At 70.4% G+C, this 16,028-nt stretch carries 13 protein-coding genes; 4 read left to right on the forward strand and 9 right to left on the reverse strand.

The window, feature by feature from the left end; translation table 11 throughout:
• Positions 1-38 precede the first annotated feature (38 nt).
• The 7 genes from ACQ0O7_RS23105 to ACQ0O7_RS23135 are packed head-to-tail and all read right to left on the reverse strand — an operon-like array spanning position 39 to position 6,766.
• Positions 39-1,163 (reverse strand): ABC transporter substrate-binding protein, encoded by a 1,125-nt coding sequence (locus tag ACQ0O7_RS23105; protein WP_430784260.1) that lies wholly within the window; start codon positions 1,161-1,163, stop codon positions 39-41.
• Between the two features lie 12 nt (positions 1,164-1,175).
• Positions 1,176-1,931 (reverse strand): ABC transporter permease, encoded by a 756-nt coding sequence (locus tag ACQ0O7_RS23110; RefSeq protein ID WP_430784261.1) that lies wholly within the window; start codon positions 1,929-1,931, stop codon positions 1,176-1,178.
• Positions 1,928-2,686, reverse strand: a complete 759-nt coding sequence (locus ACQ0O7_RS23115) for an ABC transporter ATP-binding protein (protein ID WP_430784262.1) — start codon at positions 2,684-2,686, stop codon at positions 1,928-1,930. Before ACQ0O7_RS23115 ends, ACQ0O7_RS23110 begins: the two co-directional genes overlap by 4 nt.
• A complete protein-coding gene (locus ACQ0O7_RS23120) occupies positions 2,683-3,525 on the reverse strand; it encodes an ABC transporter permease (protein WP_430784263.1) in 843 nt (280 codons plus the stop codon). Before ACQ0O7_RS23120 ends, ACQ0O7_RS23115 begins: the two co-directional genes overlap by 4 nt.
• A complete protein-coding gene (locus ACQ0O7_RS23125; protein WP_430784264.1) occupies positions 3,522-4,517 on the reverse strand; it encodes a TIGR03842 family LLM class F420-dependent oxidoreductase in 996 nt (331 codons plus the stop codon). Before ACQ0O7_RS23125 ends, ACQ0O7_RS23120 begins: the two co-directional genes overlap by 4 nt.
• Before the next feature lie 9 nt (positions 4,518-4,526).
• A complete protein-coding gene (hydA, locus tag ACQ0O7_RS23130; protein ID WP_430784265.1) occupies positions 4,527-5,927 on the reverse strand; it encodes a dihydropyrimidinase in 1,401 nt (466 codons plus the stop codon).
• Positions 5,924-6,766 (reverse strand): nitrilase-related carbon-nitrogen hydrolase, encoded by an 843-nt coding sequence (locus tag ACQ0O7_RS23135; RefSeq protein WP_430784266.1) that lies wholly within the window; start codon positions 6,764-6,766, stop codon positions 5,924-5,926. Before ACQ0O7_RS23135 ends, hydA begins: the two co-directional genes overlap by 4 nt.
• A 190-nt stretch (positions 6,767-6,956) precedes the next feature.
• On the opposite strand from ACQ0O7_RS23135, the gene ACQ0O7_RS23140 reads away from it, so the two are divergent.
• The 4 genes from ACQ0O7_RS23140 to ACQ0O7_RS23155 all read left to right on the forward strand — a co-directional run bounded on the left by ACQ0O7_RS23140 (position 6,957) and on the right by ACQ0O7_RS23155 (position 11,394).
• The gene (locus ACQ0O7_RS23140) at positions 6,957-8,333 is read left to right on the forward strand and encodes an aminotransferase class I/II-fold pyridoxal phosphate-dependent enzyme (RefSeq protein ID WP_430784267.1); all 1,377 of its coding nucleotides are present in this window, start codon (positions 6,957-6,959) and stop codon (positions 8,331-8,333) included.
• A gap of 20 nt (positions 8,334-8,353) precedes the next feature.
• The gene (locus ACQ0O7_RS23145; RefSeq protein WP_430784268.1) at positions 8,354-9,649 is read left to right on the forward strand and encodes an aspartate aminotransferase family protein; all 1,296 of its coding nucleotides are present in this window, start codon (positions 8,354-8,356) and stop codon (positions 9,647-9,649) included.
• Between the two features lie 192 nt (positions 9,650-9,841).
• Positions 9,842-11,074 carry an inorganic phosphate transporter gene (locus ACQ0O7_RS23150; RefSeq protein ID WP_430784269.1) on the forward strand — a complete coding sequence of 411 codons (1,233 nt, stop codon included), beginning with the start codon at positions 9,842-9,844 and terminating at the stop codon, positions 11,072-11,074.
• An 11-nt stretch (positions 11,075-11,085) separates the two neighbouring features.
• Positions 11,086-11,394 carry a hypothetical protein gene (locus ACQ0O7_RS23155; RefSeq protein WP_430784270.1) on the forward strand — a complete coding sequence of 103 codons (309 nt, stop codon included), beginning with the start codon at positions 11,086-11,088 and terminating at the stop codon, positions 11,392-11,394.
• A 206-nt stretch (positions 11,395-11,600) separates the two neighbouring features.
• Here ACQ0O7_RS23155 and ACQ0O7_RS23160 read toward each other — a convergent pair whose 3' ends face one another.
• Both ACQ0O7_RS23160 and ACQ0O7_RS23165 read right to left on the reverse strand, forming a co-directional pair.
• Entirely contained in the window at positions 11,601-12,725 is a 1,125-nt protein-coding gene (locus ACQ0O7_RS23160; RefSeq protein WP_430784271.1) for a glycerophosphodiester phosphodiesterase, read from the reverse strand.
• Positions 12,726-12,882: 157 nt separating this feature from the next.
• Entirely contained in the window at positions 12,883-16,023 is a 3,141-nt protein-coding gene (locus ACQ0O7_RS23165) for a DUF6493 family protein (protein ID WP_430784272.1), read from the reverse strand.
• Between the last annotated feature and the right edge of the window lie 5 nt (positions 16,024-16,028).

Genomic DNA, 16,028 nt, shown 5'->3' on the forward strand with positions numbered 1-16,028 from the left:
GTTGCGGTGCGGAACGCACCGCAACGCGGCACACGACGTCAGGCGCCGCCCTCGGTCAGGGTGACCGTGGCCGGCTGGAAGCCGGCGCCGGTGACGTCCACCCCGGCGGCCTTGGCCTGCTCGATCGCCTGGTTGATGTAGTCGTTGGTGTAGGCCAGCCCCTCCGGGGCCTTGGTCAGCACGGTGTCGCCGGTCTGGTTCTTCGTGGTCATCGAGATGTCGACGGTCTGCTTCCAGGCGGCCTCGTCGATCACGCCGATGCCCGCGCCGGCGGCCGGCCAGATCAGCTTGCTGGTCTCGTTCATCTGCCACAGCTGGTGGCTCTGCCCGAGCTTGGCGCCCTTGGCCACCACCAGATCACGGCACTTCTCCGCGTTGTCCCGGCAGAACGCCCAGCCCTTGATCGTGGCGGTCAGGAACTTCACCGTCTGCGCCTGGTAGTTCGGGTCGCTGAGCCGCTCGGTGTTGGCCCAGACCGCGTCCTGCAGCATCGACGACCCCTCGGTCTTCCAGTCGATGACGGTGAAGTCCTCGGCGGTGTAGAGCTGCCCGGTGTCCGGGTTCTTCGCTTCGAGGAGCTGGGCGTACTCGTTGTAGCTCATCGCCTGGGCGGCGTCGATCTCCTTCTTCAGCAGCGCCTGCATGTCGAACTGCTGCTGCACCAGGGTGACGTCCTTTCCGGGGTCGAGCCCGGCCTTGGTCATCCCGGCGAACAGTTCGAACTCGTTGCCGAAGCCCCAGTTGCCGACCTTCTTGCCCTTCAGGTCGGCGGCTTTGCTGATGCCGCTGTCCTTCCAGGCGACCTGGTAGGTGCCGGACCGGGCGAAGATCTGAGCGACGTCGGTGATCCCGGCGCCCTGTTCCCGGGAGGCGAGCGCCTTCGGCACCCAGGCGACCGCGTAGTCGGCCTTGCCGGTGGCCAGCACGGTCTGCGGCACGATGTCGACGCCACCTTCCAGGAGCTCGACGTCGAGGCCCTGCTCCCGGTAGAAGCCCTGGTCGACGGCGGCGATGTAGCCGGCGAACTGGGCCTGGAAGAACCACTGCAACTGGAGTTTGACCGGGGTGAGCCCACCGGAGGCGGCCGGTGTGGTGGGGGTATCGGCGGTACCGCAGGCGCCCAGGGCGAGCACCGAGGCGAGAAGGATGCGAGAGAACTTCAAGACGCAGACCCCTTAGCTGATCAACCGTTGTTTCCAGGGCATGGCCAGCCGCTCCAGCAGGAGCGTGACCAGGTAGAAGGTGAGTCCGAGGAGGCAGGCGCCGGCCACGAAGGCCCAGGCACGGGGGTAGGCGGTGAACGCCGCGGCGGAGGTGATCCGCGCGCCGAGCCCGTCCTGGAGACCACCGAAGTATTCGGCGACCACCGCTGCGATGACGGCCAGCGACGACGCCTGCCGCAGGCCGGTGAACAGATGGGGGAGCGCGCCGGGCAGCCGCACCTTGACCGCGAACGTCCACCCGCTCGCCGCGTACGTGCGCATCAGCTCCTGATGGACCGGGCTGACCTCGCGCAGCCCGCGCAGCAGGTTGAGGAAGACCGGGAAGAACACCACGATGCCGGTGACCAGACGGCGGGGGACGCTGCTGGTCGACTCGAACATGTTGTTGAGGATCGGGGCGAGCGCGATGATCGGCAGCGCGTTCACCACCGCCGCGAACGGGATCGACACCTCACCGAGCAGCCGGGACCGGCTGGCGGCGAGCGCGGCCAGCACCGCCAGCAGGGTGCCGCCGACCAAGCCCACCAGGGCGTTCGCCCCGCTGGCCAGGGCCGCGTCCCAGATGTTGCCGCGCTGCTCCAGGATCTGCGCCCCGATCGCGCTCGGCGCCGGAAGGATGAACGGCGCCACCCGCCCGAGTGTCACGAACACTTCCCAGAGAACAAGAGCGAGAACCCCGAAGATCACCGGCGGGAGTACGCGTCTCATGAGCGCAGTGCCTGACGTACCTCGGTGATCTTCTCGAAGTAGAGCGGCGCCTGCCGTCCCGCCTCGTCCCGGGACGGCAGTTTCACCTCGATCGACGCGGTGATCCGTCCCGGTCGTGCGGACATCACCACCACCCGGTCGGAGAGGAACACCGCCTCGGAGATCGAGTGGGTGACGAACACGGTGCCGGCGCCGGTCTTCGCGCAGATCCCGAGCAGCTCCGACTGGAGGCGCTCGCGGGTCATCTCGTCCAGCGCCCCGAACGGTTCGTCCATCAGCAGCAGCGGCGGCTGGACGGCCAGCGCCCGCGCGATCGCCACCCGCTGCTGCATGCCCCCGGACAGCTGCCCGGGGTAGTGCCCGGCGAACTCGGCGAGCCCGACCAGCTCCAGCATCTCCTCAGCCCTGGCCCGGCGCTCGCTCTTGGACACGCCGCGCAGTTCGAGGGGGAGTTCGACGTTGCGCCGCACGGTCCGCCACTCGAAGAGCCCGGCCTGCTGGAAGGCGATGCCGTACTCCTGCTCGCGGCGGGCCTGCTCGGCCGGCTTGCCGGCGACGGTGACGGTGCCGGTGGTGGGTTCGATCAGATCGGCGATCAGGCGCAGCAGCGTGCTCTTGCCGCACCCGGACGGGCCGATCAGCGAGACGAACTCACCGTCCCCGACGGTCAGATCGACATCGGACAGGGCGAGCACCTCATCCGTACGCCCCCGGTTGAAGATCTTGGTCAGGCCCTCGACGTGGACCGCGCTCACAGGGTCACCACCTCCACATGTCGCCGGTGCCGCATCAACGGCAGTTCGAGAAGGGAGACGAGGCCGGCGACGAGCAGGCCCAGCAGAGCCGCGCCGAGCATCGCCGTGTAGACCTTGGCGGGATCCGAGGTGGCCTCCCGCGAGTACTCGATGATCAGACGGCCGATGCCGCCCCGGGTGCCGGTGGAGATCTCACCGACCACCGCGCCGACCACCGCCGCCGCGCCGGCCAGGCGCAACGCCGGGAACAGATAGGGCAGCGCCGCCGGGAACCGCAGCTTGACCAGGGTGCGCCACCAGCCGGCGGCGTAGCTGCGCATCAGCTCGACACCACTGGCCGCCGGTGACTGCAGCCCGCGCAGCATGCCCACCGCGACCGGGAAGAACGCCAGGTAGGCGGCGATCACCGCGACCGTCGCCCAGGCCGGCATCAGGGTGCCACCCCAGCCGGCGATCAGCGGCGCCAGCGCGACCAGGGGGACGGTCTGGGAGAGGATGACGTACGGCAGCAGGCCCCGCTCGACGATCCGGAACCGTTGCATCGCCGCGGCCAGCACCAGCCCGATCACCGCCCCGGCCAGGAAACCGGCGGCGGTGATGCCGAGCGTGAACAGGCAGGCCTCGGCCACCACCAGCCACACCGGTCGGCCGCCGGTCATCTCCGGATCGGCCAGCCGCCGCCCGATCGTCCACAGGTGTGGCATGGAGAGGTCGTCGGCGCGCGGGAGCACCCGCACGCCGAACAGCACCGTCCCCTCGGGATCGCCGGCCGCCTTGTAGCCCTCCCAGACCAGTGCGGCCGCGACCAGTCCGGCGATCACCGAGAGGACGCGCCTCACGAGAACGCCGGGATGATGTGTTCGCCGTACGCGGCAAGGGTCTCCGCTTTGGCGTCGTGCTGCAGGTAGACGGCGAACTGGTCGACGCCCAGCTCCTGCAGTTCCCGCAGCTTCCTGGTGTGCTCCTCGACCGGGCCGAGCACACAGAACCGGTCGACGATCTCGTCCGGCACGAACGCGGTGTGACTGTTGCCGGCCCGGCCGTGCTCCGCGTAGTCGTACCCCTCGCGGGCTTTGATGTAGTCGGTCAGAGCCTGCGGGACCGCTCCGGACGACCCGTAGCGCGCCACGATGTCCGCCACGTGGTTGCCGACCATGCCACCGAACCAGCGGGTCTGCTCCCGCTGATGGCCGAGGTCGTCGCCGACGTAGGCCGGGGCCGCCACGCAGAACTTGATGGCGTCCGGGTCCCTGCCTTTGTCCGCCGCCGCCTTGCGGACCGCCTTGATCATCCACTCGGCGATGTCCGGGTCGGCGAGTTGCAGGATGAACCCGTCACCCACCTCACCGGTGATGGCCAGGGCCTTCGGGCCGTACGCCGCCACCCAGACCTCCAGGCGGCTGTCCGCGGCCCAGGCGAGTCGCAGCTCCTGGCCACGCACGGTGACCTTCTCGCCGTTACCCAACCCCTTGATCGCCAGTACGCTCTCGCGCAGCTGGCCGAGCGTCTGCGGGGTGAGCCCGAGGACCCGCAGCGCCGAGTCGCCACGGCCGATGCCGCAGACCGTGCGGTTGCCGTACATCTCGTTGAGGGTGGCGAAGGTCGACGCGGTGACCGTCCAGTCCCGGGTGCCCGGGTTGGTCACCATCGGGCCGACCACGATCCGCTCGGTGGCGCCCAGGATGGCCGAGTAGACGACGAACGGCTCCTGCCAGAGCACGTGCGAGTCGAACGTCCAGAAGTGGCTGAAGCCGGCCGCCTCGGCCTTCTTCGCCCACTCGACGATCTCCAGAGCGGGTGGGTCGTTCTGTAGGACGACGCCGATGTCCATACGCACCCCCTAGATCAGGTAGTCGCTGAGGCCGCGTTTGACATACCTGCCGCGCCCGGCCCGCCCGGTGTACTCGCCGCCGGAGGCGATCACCTCGCCGCGGGACAGGACCGTGTCGACCTTGCCGTCGATCTCCCAGCCCTCCCAGGCCGAGTGGTCCATGTTCATGTGGTGGGTCTCGGCGCTGATCCGGGTCCGCCCGTTCGGGTCGTAGATCACCACGTCGGCGTCCGAGCCGGGCGCGATGATGCCCTTCCTCGGGAACAGGCCGAACATCCGGGCCGGGGTGGTCGCGATCGTCTCCACCCAGCGGCTCAGCGACAGCTTCCCGTCGACGACGCCCTGGTAGAGCAGGTCGACGCGGTGTTCGACGCTGCCGATGCCGTTCGGGATCTTGGAGAAGTCGCCGAGGCCCAGTTCCTTCTGGTCCTTGAAACAGAACGGGCAGTGGTCGGTCGACACCACGGACAGGTCGTTGGTGCGCAGGCCCTGCCACAGGTCCGCCTGGTGCGTCTCGTGCTTACTGCGCAGCGGTGTCGAGCAGACCCACTTGGCGCCCTCGAACCCGGGCGCGCCGAGCTGGTCCTCCAGCGTGAGATAGAGGTACTGCGGGCAGGTCTCGGCGAAGACGTTCTTCCCCAGGTCACGGGCGTTTTTTACTTGGTCGAGCGCTTTCGAGGCCGACAGGTGCACGATGTAGAGCGGGCAGTCGGCGGCCACGCTCGCCAGCCAGATCGCCCGGCTGGTGGCCTCCGCCTCCAGCTCCTGCGGCCGGGTCAGACCATGGTGGACCGGATCGGTCTCGCCACGCTCCAGGGCCTGCTTGACCAGCACGTCGATGGCCGGCCCGTTCTCCGCGTGCATCATGATCATGGCGCCGTTGTCGCGCGCCTTCTGCATCGCCCGCAGGATCTGCCCGTCGTCGGAGTAGAAGACGCCGGGGTACGCCATGAAGAGCTTGAAACTGCTGATGCCCTCGTTGGCGACCAGGTGGTCCATCGCCTTGAGGGACTCGTCGTCCACCCCGCCCATGATCATGTGGAAGGCGTAGTCGATGTGGCAGTTGCCCTCGGCCTTGCCGTGCCAGGCGGCCAGCCCGTCCTGGATCACCTCGCCGGTCCGCTGCACCGCGAAGTCGATGATCGTGGTGGTGCCGCCGATCGCCGCCGCCCGGGTGCCGGTGTCGAAGGTGTCACTGGCGTGCGTGCCGCCGAACGGCAGCTCCATGTGGGTGTGCGCGTCCACCGCGCCCGGGATCACGTACTTCCCGGTGGCGTCGATGGTGTCCGCGATCTCCGGGGCGGTGCCCGGCGCGTACAGCGCGGTGATCGTCTCGCCGTCGATGAGGACATCCGCCTTCGTCGCGCCGACCGGCCCGACCACGGTCCCGCCCTTGATCAGCAACGTCACGGCGCCACCAGCCCGTCGTACGAGTCCGGCCGGCGGTCCCGGTAGAACTGCCACCGGTCCCGGACCGTGCTCAGCAGGCTCAGGTCCAGATCCCGTACGACAAGTTCGGGGTTGTGGGTGTCGGCCACCTCGCCGACGAACCTGCCCTCCGGGTCGACGAAATACGTCTGCCCGTAGAAGTCGTTGTCACCCAGATCCTCGACCCCGACCCGGTTGATGGCGCCGATGAAGTACTCGTTCGCGACCGCGCTGGCCGGCTGCTCCAGCTGCCACAGATAGGAGGAGAGACCACGGCTGGTGGCCGACGGGTTGAACACGATCTGCGCGCCGTTCAGGCCCAGCGCCCGCCAGCCCTCCGGGAAATGCCGGTCGTAACAGATGTAGACGCCGACCCGGCCGACCGCGGTGTCGAAAACGGGATATCCCAGGTTTCCCGGACGGAAGTAGAACTTCTCCCAGAAACCCTTCACCTGCGGGATGTGGTTCTTGCGGTATTTACCGAGGTATTTCCCGTCGGCGTCGATCACGGCGGCGGTGTTGTAGAGGACTCCGGGCTGCTCCTGTTCGTACATCGGCAGGACCATCACCATGCCGAGTTCGGCGGCGAGCGCCTGGAAACGCTCGGTCGTCGGGCCCGGAACCGATTCCGCGTACTCGTAGTACGCGGCGTCCTGGACCTGGCAGAAATACGGCCCGTAGAAGAGCTCCTGGAAGCAGATCACCTTCGCGCCCTGGGCGGCGGCCTCACGAGCGTAATCCTCGTGCGCCTTGATCATCGATTCCTTGTCGCCCGTCCAGGTGGTCTGGACGAGGGCGGCGCGGACGACTCCGGTCGTCATGGCGGCCCCTCTCTCTTGATCATTTATGCACGCGCAGTGCGCCTCGAAGCGCCTGTGATCGTGTGTTTACTCCTCGTCATAGGTCCTGCGCCAGGTCTTGCTTGCAAGCGCCGGATGCCGTAGGACACTAACGACACACATTGAGGCGAACAATTGCCCGTACGTTACGGAATGTTTCGGAGACGATAATTTGCTGACCCTGATCACCGGGGCGGTTCAGGACAGAAGCGCCCGGGGCATAGCGGCCGCGGTGAGCCGGCTGATCACCTCCGGCCGCCTGCCCGCGGGCGCCCGGCTGCCCACCGTTCGGGTGGTCGCGAGCGGGCTCGGGGTCAGCCCGACCACGGTCAGCGAAGCCTGGCGCAACCTCATCCTCGCCGGAGCCATCCAGACCCGCGGCCGATCCGGCACGTTCGTGTCCGGACCGTTGCCACCCCGCGCCCGGCTGCGGTACGCCCAGCTCAGCAGCGCCCGGATGAACCTGCCCCGGGACCTGTCCACCGGCGTGCCCGACCCGCTGCTGCTGCCCGACCTGAGCCAGGCCCTGCGCCGGATCGGCGACGGCCGGTGGGCCGGCAGCTACCTCGACGTCCCGGTGCTCCCCGAACTGGAATCGCTGTTGCGGGAACAGTGGCCGTACCCGCCGGAGAGACTGACCGTCGTGGACGGTGCGATGGACGCTCTCGACCGGGTGGCCGGCGCCGCCCTGCGATACGGCGATCACGTGCTCGTCGAGAACCCGGCCTTCCCACCCCTGCTCGACCTGCTCCAAGCCGTCGGCGCCACCGTGATCGGCGTCGAGATGGACTCGGCCGGCCTCGTCCCGGACGCCCTCCAGCAGGCCATCCGCGACTACCGGGCGGTCGCCCTCTTCCTCCAGCCCCGTGCCCACAACCCCACCGGTACCAGCATGGACGCCGCCCGTGCGGCACTACTGGCCAACGTCCTCCTGGAGGCGCCGCACCTGCTCGTCGTCGAGGACGACCACGCCGGCGACATCGCCACCGCGCCGGTCGTCAGCCTCGGCCGCTACCTGCCCGAACGCACCGTACGGGTGGCCAGCTTCGCCAAGAGCCACGGCCCCGATCTGCGGCTGGCCGCGGTCGGCGGGCCCGCCCACGTGCTCACCGCGCTCGCCGACCGGCGGCTGCTCGGGCCCGGCTGGTCCAGCCGGCTGCTCCAGGGCGTGCTGCTCGACCTGCTCACCGACCCCGGGGCGGTGGCCCGGGTGGCGACCGCTCGTACCACGTACGCCGAACGCCGGGGTCTGCTCCTGAAGGCACTGCACGCGCGCGGGGTGACCGCCACCGCGGCCGACGGGATCAACCTCTGGATGGCCGTCCCGGACCAGCAGAACGCCATGGTCGCGCTGGCCGCCCACGGGGTGGCGGCCGCGCCCGGCGCCCCGTTCTGCGTCACCCCGCTGGACGGCGACCACCTGCGGATCACCGTGGGCCTGGTCGCCGACGGCTACGACGACCTGGCCGACGTCCTCGCGGCGGCCACCTTCCCGACCACCCGCGGCAGCGGCCGGCGTGGGCTCGCCCACCCGCCCGGCTGGCGTTAGCGTTTCCCGAAAGGATCCCGATGAGCCTGCTCGACCGTCACCGTGCGGTGATGCCGACCTGGATGCCCGTCTACTACGGCGACGACGCCCTGGAGATCGTCTCCGGCAGCGGCCGGCACGTCACCGACGCCACCGGGCGCACCTATCTGGACTTCTTCGGCGGCGTGCTGACCACGATGATCGGCTACGACGTCGCCGAGATCAGCGACGCCGTCCGCGCCCAGATCGGCACCGGCGTCGCGCACACCTCCACCCTCTACCTGATCCGGCAGCAGGTCGAACTGGCCGAGAAGATCGCCCGGATCTCCGGGATCCCGGACGCCCGGGTCTTCTTCACCAACTCGGGCACCGAGGCCAACGAGACCGCCCTGCTGATGGCCACCAACGTGCGCCGGTCCAACCAGATCCTGGCGATCAAGAACAGCTACCACGGCCGGTCGTTCGGCACCATGGCGATCACCGGGCACCGCAGCTGGTCGTCCAGCTCGCTCCAGCCGTTCGCGGTGAACTGGCTGGCCTCCGCCGACCGGCTGCGCGGGCGGATGGCCGGGCTCGACGACGCCGCCCTGATCGACGCGGCCGTCGACGACCTGCGCGAGGTGCTCAGCACGGTCACCGCGGGCGACGTGGCGGCCCTGATCGCCGAGCCGATCCAGGGCGTCGGCGGGTTCGTGCACGGGCCGGACGGGCTGCTCGGGGCGTACCGGAAGGTGCTCGACGAGAGCGGCATCCTGCTCATCGCCGACGAGGTGCAGACCGGCTGGGGCCGCACCGGCGAGCACTTCTGGGGCTACCAGGCGCACGGCGTCACCCCGGACCTGATCACCTTCGCCAAGGGCATCGGCAACGGGTACGCGCTGGGCGGCGTGGTCGGCCGGGTCGAGGTGATGAACGCGGTGCCGGCGATCAGCTTCTCCACCTTCGGCGGCAACCCGGTCAGCGCGGCGGCCGGCAACGCGGTCCTCGACTACGTGCTCGACCGTGACCTGCAGGGCAACGCCCGGCGGGTCGGCGCCATCCTGCTGGACGGGCTGCGGGAGCTGGACAGCGCGATCCTGGCCGAGGTGCGGGGCCGGGGCCTGATGATCGGGCTGGAGTTCACCCGCCCCGGAACCACCGAGCCGGACCCCGCCGCGACGGTACGGGTGTTCGACCTCTGCCGCGCGAACGGTCTTCTGGTGGGCAAGGGCGGGCTCTACGGCAACGTGATCAGAATCGGACCCGCGCTGACGCTGACCGAGGAGGAGGCGCGCACCGGGCTGGAAATCCTGCGTGAATCGATCGTGACCGCCGACACCGAGATTCGTACCTTATAGGCGATTTGCGGGTTTTGTATATGGCAGATAGCTAAAACAAAGTTCACCTAAAGGTGGTTGACGGATACTCGGCGTGACTTTGCGATCACGAAGAGTTGAAATATGGGAAACGGAAGGTTAACGGAGGCGGAACCTTGTACATGTCCCGTTCCGCCTCTGGCCGTCAGCCCGTAACTCGGTCACGATCACGACGTGACAGAAACATCCGTGATCTTGGCGCTGGTGGTCATCACGGCCCTGGCCTTCGATTTCACCAACGGGTTCCATGACACCGCCAACGCGATGGCCACCTCCATCGCCACCAAGGCGCTCCGGCCCAAGACAGCCGTGGCCCTCTCCGGCGTCCTGAACCTCGTCGGCGCGTTCCTGTCGGTGGAAGTCGCGCTGACCGTCACCAACGCCGTCGTCAAGATCCAGGACAAGAGCGGGGCCCCCAAGGCGGAACTCCTCGCCGACGGCGGCAGCACCCTGTTGCTGATCATCCTGGCCGGCCTCGTCGGTGGCATCGTCTGGAACCTGCTGACCTGGCTCCTCGGGCTGCCGTCCAGCTCCTCCCACGCCCTCTTCGGCGGCCTCGTCGGCGCCACCCTCGCCGGCCTCGGCATGGCCGGCGTCAACTGGAACGGCGACGGCAGCAAACTCGACGGCGTCGTCGGCAAGGTCCTCCTGCCCGCCGTCATCTCACCCGTCATCGCCGGAGTCGTCGCCGCCCTCGGCACCTGGGTGATCTTCAAGATCACCGCCGGGGTCGCAGCCCGCTTCACCGAACAGGGCTTCCGCTGGGGCCAGATCGGCAGCGCCTCCCTCGTCTCCCTCGCGCACGGCACCAACGACGCGCAGAAGACCATGGGTGTCATCACGCTCGCCCTCATCGCCAGCGGCCACTGGACCGACCTGGAGAACATCCCGCTCTGGGTCAAGGTCTCCGCCGCCGTCGCCATCGCCCTCGGCACCTACCTCGGCGGCTGGCGCATCATCCGCACCCTCGGCAAGGGCATCACCGACATCACCCCGTCACAGGGCACCGCCGCCCAATCCGGCGCCGCCGCGGTCATCCTCGCCTCCAGCCACCTCGGCTTCGCGCTCTCCACCACCCACGTCGCCACCGGCTCCGTCATCGGCTCCGGCCTCGGCCGCCCCGGCGCCAAAGTCCGCTGGGCCGTCGCCGGCCGGATGCTCCTCGCCTGGATGATCACCCTGCCCGCGGCCGCCCTCGTCGGCGCCGCCATGTACTGGATCGGCAACGCGGTCGGCGGCACCGGCGGCGCCCTCGTCGTCTTCACCCTCCTCTGCCTCGCCTCGATCGCCATGTACCTGCGCTCCCGCACCGGCAAGATCGACCACGAGAACGTCAACGACGACTGGGACGGCGCCCCCGCCGAACCCGCCACCACGCCGTCCGTCCCCGCCGTCGCGGCCAACTGAGAGGCATCGACATGCACAACCTCGGGTTCGCTCTCGACGGCGCGTGGCAGGTCCTGCTCGCCGGCCTGGCCCTCGGCGCCGGCCTGCCGATCCTGTTCGCGCTCGGCATCCGCTCCCTCGCGTGGGGGGCCGGGGCGGCCTCGGTGGACGCCACCGGCGTCACCCCGGCCGACCGCAAGCCCTTCGGTACGGTGCTCGGCTACGCCCTGTTCGCGGTCGTGGTGATCGGCGTACTGCTCGGCCTGACCTTCATCGTGGCCAGCGGCTTCGGCTACAAACTCGACTTCTCCCACATCTACCCGACAATCGTCGCCAAGTAGCCCCCCACAGCCCCACCCACCCGGCCCGAGCCACCCCGCCCCTCCGACCCACAGCCAGCCCGCACCCTCCGCCTTTCGGCTAGCCGTACCTCAGCGAGGTAACCGGCCTGTCATTACCTGTCTGAGGTACGGCTGGGGAACCCCGGCCGTACCTCAGACAGGTTTCACGGTAGCCATTACCTGTCTGAGGCACGGCTAGCCGAAAATCAGGCGAGGGTGCGGGCCAGGACTGCTATGTCCGGGTTGTCGGTGAAGAGGCCGTCGATGCCGGTCCGTAAGAACGTCACCTGCTCGTCGATCGCCCGGCCGTACGCCGCCGGATCCGTGCCCACCCGCAACTCGGCCGGCAGGAACGAGTTCTCCGCCCGGAACGTGTACGGCACCACGGTCAGCCCCGCCGCGTGCGCGTCCCGCACCAAACTCGTCGGGGCACCGAGCGTCCCGTCCGCCTTCCGCGGAATGACCTGCCCCTTCTCCGGCCCGAGCCCGTCCACGTACTGCGACAGCTCCTTCAGCCCCCGCGGCGTCAGATAGTCGGCGTAGGCGCGCGGATCATCGAACGGCGTCCCGCTCGCCGCGGTCAGGAACACCAGCGGCACCTTCACCCGGTGCTCACCGGCGAGTTCCCGCAGGTTCACCGCCTCGAACGACTGGATGAAGACCTTCGCGCCCCGCGCGTCCAGACCGTTCCGGCGCAGCACCCGCACCAGCGGTTTCTCCAGACCCAGACCCAACCGATTGAAGTACGTGGGGTGCTTGGTCTCCGGATAGACACCGATCTCCCGGTCCAGTTCCCGGGAGAGTCGCTTGCGCAGGTCCAGCACCTCCTGGAAGGTCGGCACCTCGAAGCGGCCGTCGTACAGCGTGTTCCGCTGCCGTACCGCCGGAATCCGTTCGGTGGCCCGCAGGGTCTTCAGCTCGGCCAGCGTGAAGTCGTGCGTGAACCAGCCGGTCACGCTCACCCCGTCCAGCGAGACGGTCCGCTTCCGGCCGGCGAACTCGGGCCGGGCCGCCACGTCGGTGGTGCCGCCGATCTCCGGCTCGTGCCGGCACACCAGAACCCCGTCGCTGGTGATGACCAGGTCCGGCTCCATGTAGTCGGCACCCATCCGGGCGGCCAGCTCGTACGACGCGAGGGTGTGCTCGGGCCGGTACCCGGACGCGCCCCGATGCCCCACCACCAGCGGCCGGCCCGAACCGTGCCCCCGCCCACCGCGCCCGTCCGCCCCCGCGTAGGTCTCGGCGAGGGCGGGTGTGGCCGCGGCCCCGGCCAGAGCCGGAGCGGTGGCGGCGACAGCACCGATCCGCAGCACCTGACGGCGATCTGCCACGTTCTCCTCCACGGTTCAGCGCATCGGCGTCCCTCGCCGGTGCTCCGCTCAGAGTCGACGCGACCGAACCGTCACCCAGGCGACGATCTCATGGCATCTCCGCAAACGGCGGGTCAATGGTCGTTCCCGGACATCTCTTCCACCTCTCCCGCTGATCTCATCGGGTCAGGGTCTCGTGCAGTCGGCGGGCTTCCCGGATCAGCCGGGTGCCGCCCCGGCGGGTGGCGATCGGGGTCAGCTCCGGGATCTCGCCGCGCGCGCCGGACGCTCCGGCCACCTGGGTGCCGAGTTCGAGCAGTTCGGGCAGGCCGCGGGGCGAGGTGGGCAGAAGTAGAGGCAGTGCCGTTCGCAGCACCTCCCACACCGCTGCCGACGCCCCCGCCTGATGGGCCTCGGCCAGCGCGGGCGCGACCCGGACCGCTTTCACGACGCCGTCGGCGGCCAGGTCGCCCAGTTCGGCGCCGACCAGACCGGCGAACGGCCCGGCCTCGGCCGCCAGTGTCAGGAAGGCGTCGACGGCGGCGACCCGGGCAGCCGGGAGACGAGCCCCGAGCCCGTACGTCACAGCGAGCGCCACGGCCGGCCCCACCGGTCCACCGGCCTCGGCGAGGACCGGCAGCAGCATCGCGGTGTCATCGTCCTGTTCGGTCAGGGCGGCGAACCGGGGCAGCATCCGGGCGGCGGCCACTTCCCGATGGTGAGGCAGGGCCAGGGCAAGGATGCCGCCGTGATGAACCGAATACCAGTACTCGTCCTGATAGGGCGTCGCGGTCCTGGTCAACGTGGACATGGCGGCCTGCAGCGGGCTGAGCGCCGCCCCGAGACCCGGCGCGGCGCCGGATGCGGGTGGGGTGAAGGACTTCTGCGCGATGCCGGGATTCAGTGGGGTGAGGGGATTCTGCGCGGCGCCCGAATCCGGCGGCGAACTGGAACTCTGCGCGGCGCCCGAATCCGGCGGGGAGCCGGGATTCTGCGCGGCGCCTGGGTTCGGCGGGGAGCCGGGATTCTGCGCGGCGCCGGGGCTCAGGTTGACGACGACCCGCCGGGCGAGGACGCTCCCGTCCGCGGTGACGTGGGCCTGGACGAATCTGCTGCTCACCGGGTCGGGCAGGCCACCACCGGCGAGCCACGCGGCCAGGCGGTCGCCGTGCACCGAGCCGACGGCCGTGGCCCGGTCCCGCACCGCCGGATCCCGGCTGGGTACGACCCGCAGCAGCGCCTGCTCGAAGTCGACAGCCGCCGGTGCCCACCCGTCCCGCCGCGCCCGCGTCAGCCGGGAGGTCAGGACATCCGCGTCGATGGCCCCGGTGACATGGGTCGGCGTGGCGACCAGGAACGGCACCGGATCCCGCGCGATCCGCCGCGCGATCTCGGCAAGGCGTAGCGTGAGGAGGCCGTCGGCCGTCCCGAGCAGCTCAAGATCGCCCGATGTGTGTTCTGGGCCTGCCTCGGCCGGATCCAGGCCTGCCTCGGCCGGATCCAGGCCTGCCTCGGCCGGATCCAGGCCTGCCTCGGCCTGCTCCGGGCCGGATTCAGAAGGCTCCGGGTGGGTCTCGGGAGGCTCCGGGCCTGCATCGATCGGGTCCGGGCCGGGTTCGGAGGGGACCGGGCGGGGTTCAGGAGGATCGGGGACGGTCGCGGACGGAGCCGGCCGAGTGAGACGGTCGGCGGCGTCGGCCACGGCGAGCAGCTCCCGCCGGATCCTGGGCTGGGGCTGATGACCGACCGCGGTGCGGATCGCCTCGGCGAGGTAGGCCGGCCGGGTCTGATCCCACCGGTTGAAGGTGGACGCGTAGCGGTGCAGGACGGGCCGCAGTGCCGCGGACAGAGCTTCGCCGTCACCCGTCGCGTGCAGCCGGACCAGCCCGTCCAGAACCCGCTCCCACCGGACCGCGCTGTCCTCCGCGAGGAGTGCGACCACCTCCTCGGCCAGCTCCGCCGCGCTTCCGATCCCCGGCGGCATCGCCTCCCCAGGCAGCCGGCCGGCCGGGGGAGGCGCGCCGGTCCGGCCATCCCCGGCAGAGGTGGCCGGACCGCTCCCCACCAAAGCGGCCGGCCGGATCCCAGCAGAAGCGGCCGGCCCGCTCCCGGGAGAGGAGGCCGGCTCTTCACTGGCGGCGGCCGGTAGCGAGGGTTGGGACAGCGCCTCGGCCGGTGGCGGGGGATGGAACAGCGCCTCGGCACGGGGACGCAGGAACTCGGCGAGGTCGCCGGTGGCCTCGGCCAGGCCGGGCACCGACGCCGCGCCGGTGGAGGGCAGGTGCCGCTCGATCACGGCGAGGGCTCGTTCCTGCAGGTCGAGCATCGGATGCCCGAATCCCGCCGCGACCGTGGCCAGCACCTCACCGGCCCGGCCCGGATCCCGCCGGGCGACCCGGTCGAGCCAGGCCAGCTGGGTCTTGACCAGTCCTTTCTCCGGACGCGGCAGCACCGCGGCGCTCGCTTCCAGCAGTGTGTCCAGATCGAGCAGCCCGGCGTCGTCGGCGGCTCGGAGGGCCCGCTGGGCCGGCCCGGCGACGGCGGGTGGGCCGGAGCCGAGGATCCGTGCGTAGTCCATCGCGTGCGCGGCGATCTCGGTGGCGGACGGGGCCAGGTCGTCGTGCAGGGCGGTGAACGCCCGCAGGTGGCCGGGCCGGTCCGGGCGGCCGAGCCGGTCGACGGTCATGGCCAGCAGCCGGGCCCGGTCGAGCCGTCCTTCGGTGGTGAGACGGCGGACGGCGGGGGAGAAGTGGCTGTCCAGGAGGCCGCCGCCGACGCCGTCGGTGTCGAAGACGGCGGGCAGCAGCAGATCGAGGTGGGGCTGGGCGGCGGGGTCGGCGCCGGTGGCGAAGGCCGTGCGAGCCCAGGACCGGATCACGCCCACGGTGACCGGCGGGTCGGCGGGCCCTTCGGCGAGCAGGGCGGTCAGGAACTGCCACTCGCGGGGCCGGACGCCCTCGGCCGGGAGCCGGGTGGCGAGGCGGACGCCGAGGTCGGCGGTCCAGGTCAGGTGCCGGGCGCGGGCGATCGCCAGGAAGTCGGTGACCGTGATCCCGGTCCAGTCGGCCATGTCGCCGTGGCGCAGCAGGACGGCGGCTTTGGCCGCGGACGGCGCGCAGCCGATCACCGCGAGGGCGTGCATCCGGGGGAAGTGCCGGCTGCGGCGCCACCAGGTGCCCGGGTCGGAGCGGACGCGTGCGGTCAGCTCGCCGAAGCGGGCGAGGCGGTCGGCCTCGCTCGCGGCGAGCAGCAGGGCGGTGGCCGCCGTGCTGTCGCCGTCGAGCACGCACCGGTCGAATCCGGTCCAGTCGAAGGACATGACCG

The sequence above is a fragment of the Actinoplanes sp. G11-F43 genome (assembly GCF_050589265.1).
In the GTDB taxonomy this organism is placed as follows: Bacteria; Actinomycetota; Actinomycetes; order Mycobacteriales; family Micromonosporaceae; genus Actinoplanes.

Excerpts from the sequence above, each read along its gene's own strand:
- ACQ0O7_RS23145 (WP_430784268.1), top strand. The coding sequence starts at position 8,354 with ATGAGCCTGCTCGACCGTCACCGTGCGGTGATGCCGACCTGGATGCCC.
- ACQ0O7_RS23165 (WP_430784272.1), bottom strand. The coding sequence starts at position 16,023 with ATGTCCTTCGACTGGACCGGATTCGACCGGTGCGTGCTCGACGGCGAC.
- ACQ0O7_RS23155 (WP_430784270.1), top strand. The coding sequence starts at position 11,086 with ATGCACAACCTCGGGTTCGCTCTCGACGGCGCGTGGCAGGTCCTGCTC.
- ACQ0O7_RS23125 (WP_430784264.1), bottom strand. The coding sequence starts at position 4,517 with ATGGACATCGGCGTCGTCCTACAGAACGACCCACCCGCTCTGGAGATC.
- ACQ0O7_RS23135 (WP_430784266.1), bottom strand. The coding sequence starts at position 6,766 with ATGACGACCGGAGTCGTCCGCGCCGCCCTCGTCCAGACCACCTGGACG.
- ACQ0O7_RS23110 (WP_430784261.1), bottom strand. The coding sequence starts at position 1,931 with ATGAGACGCGTACTCCCGCCGGTGATCTTCGGGGTTCTCGCTCTTGTT.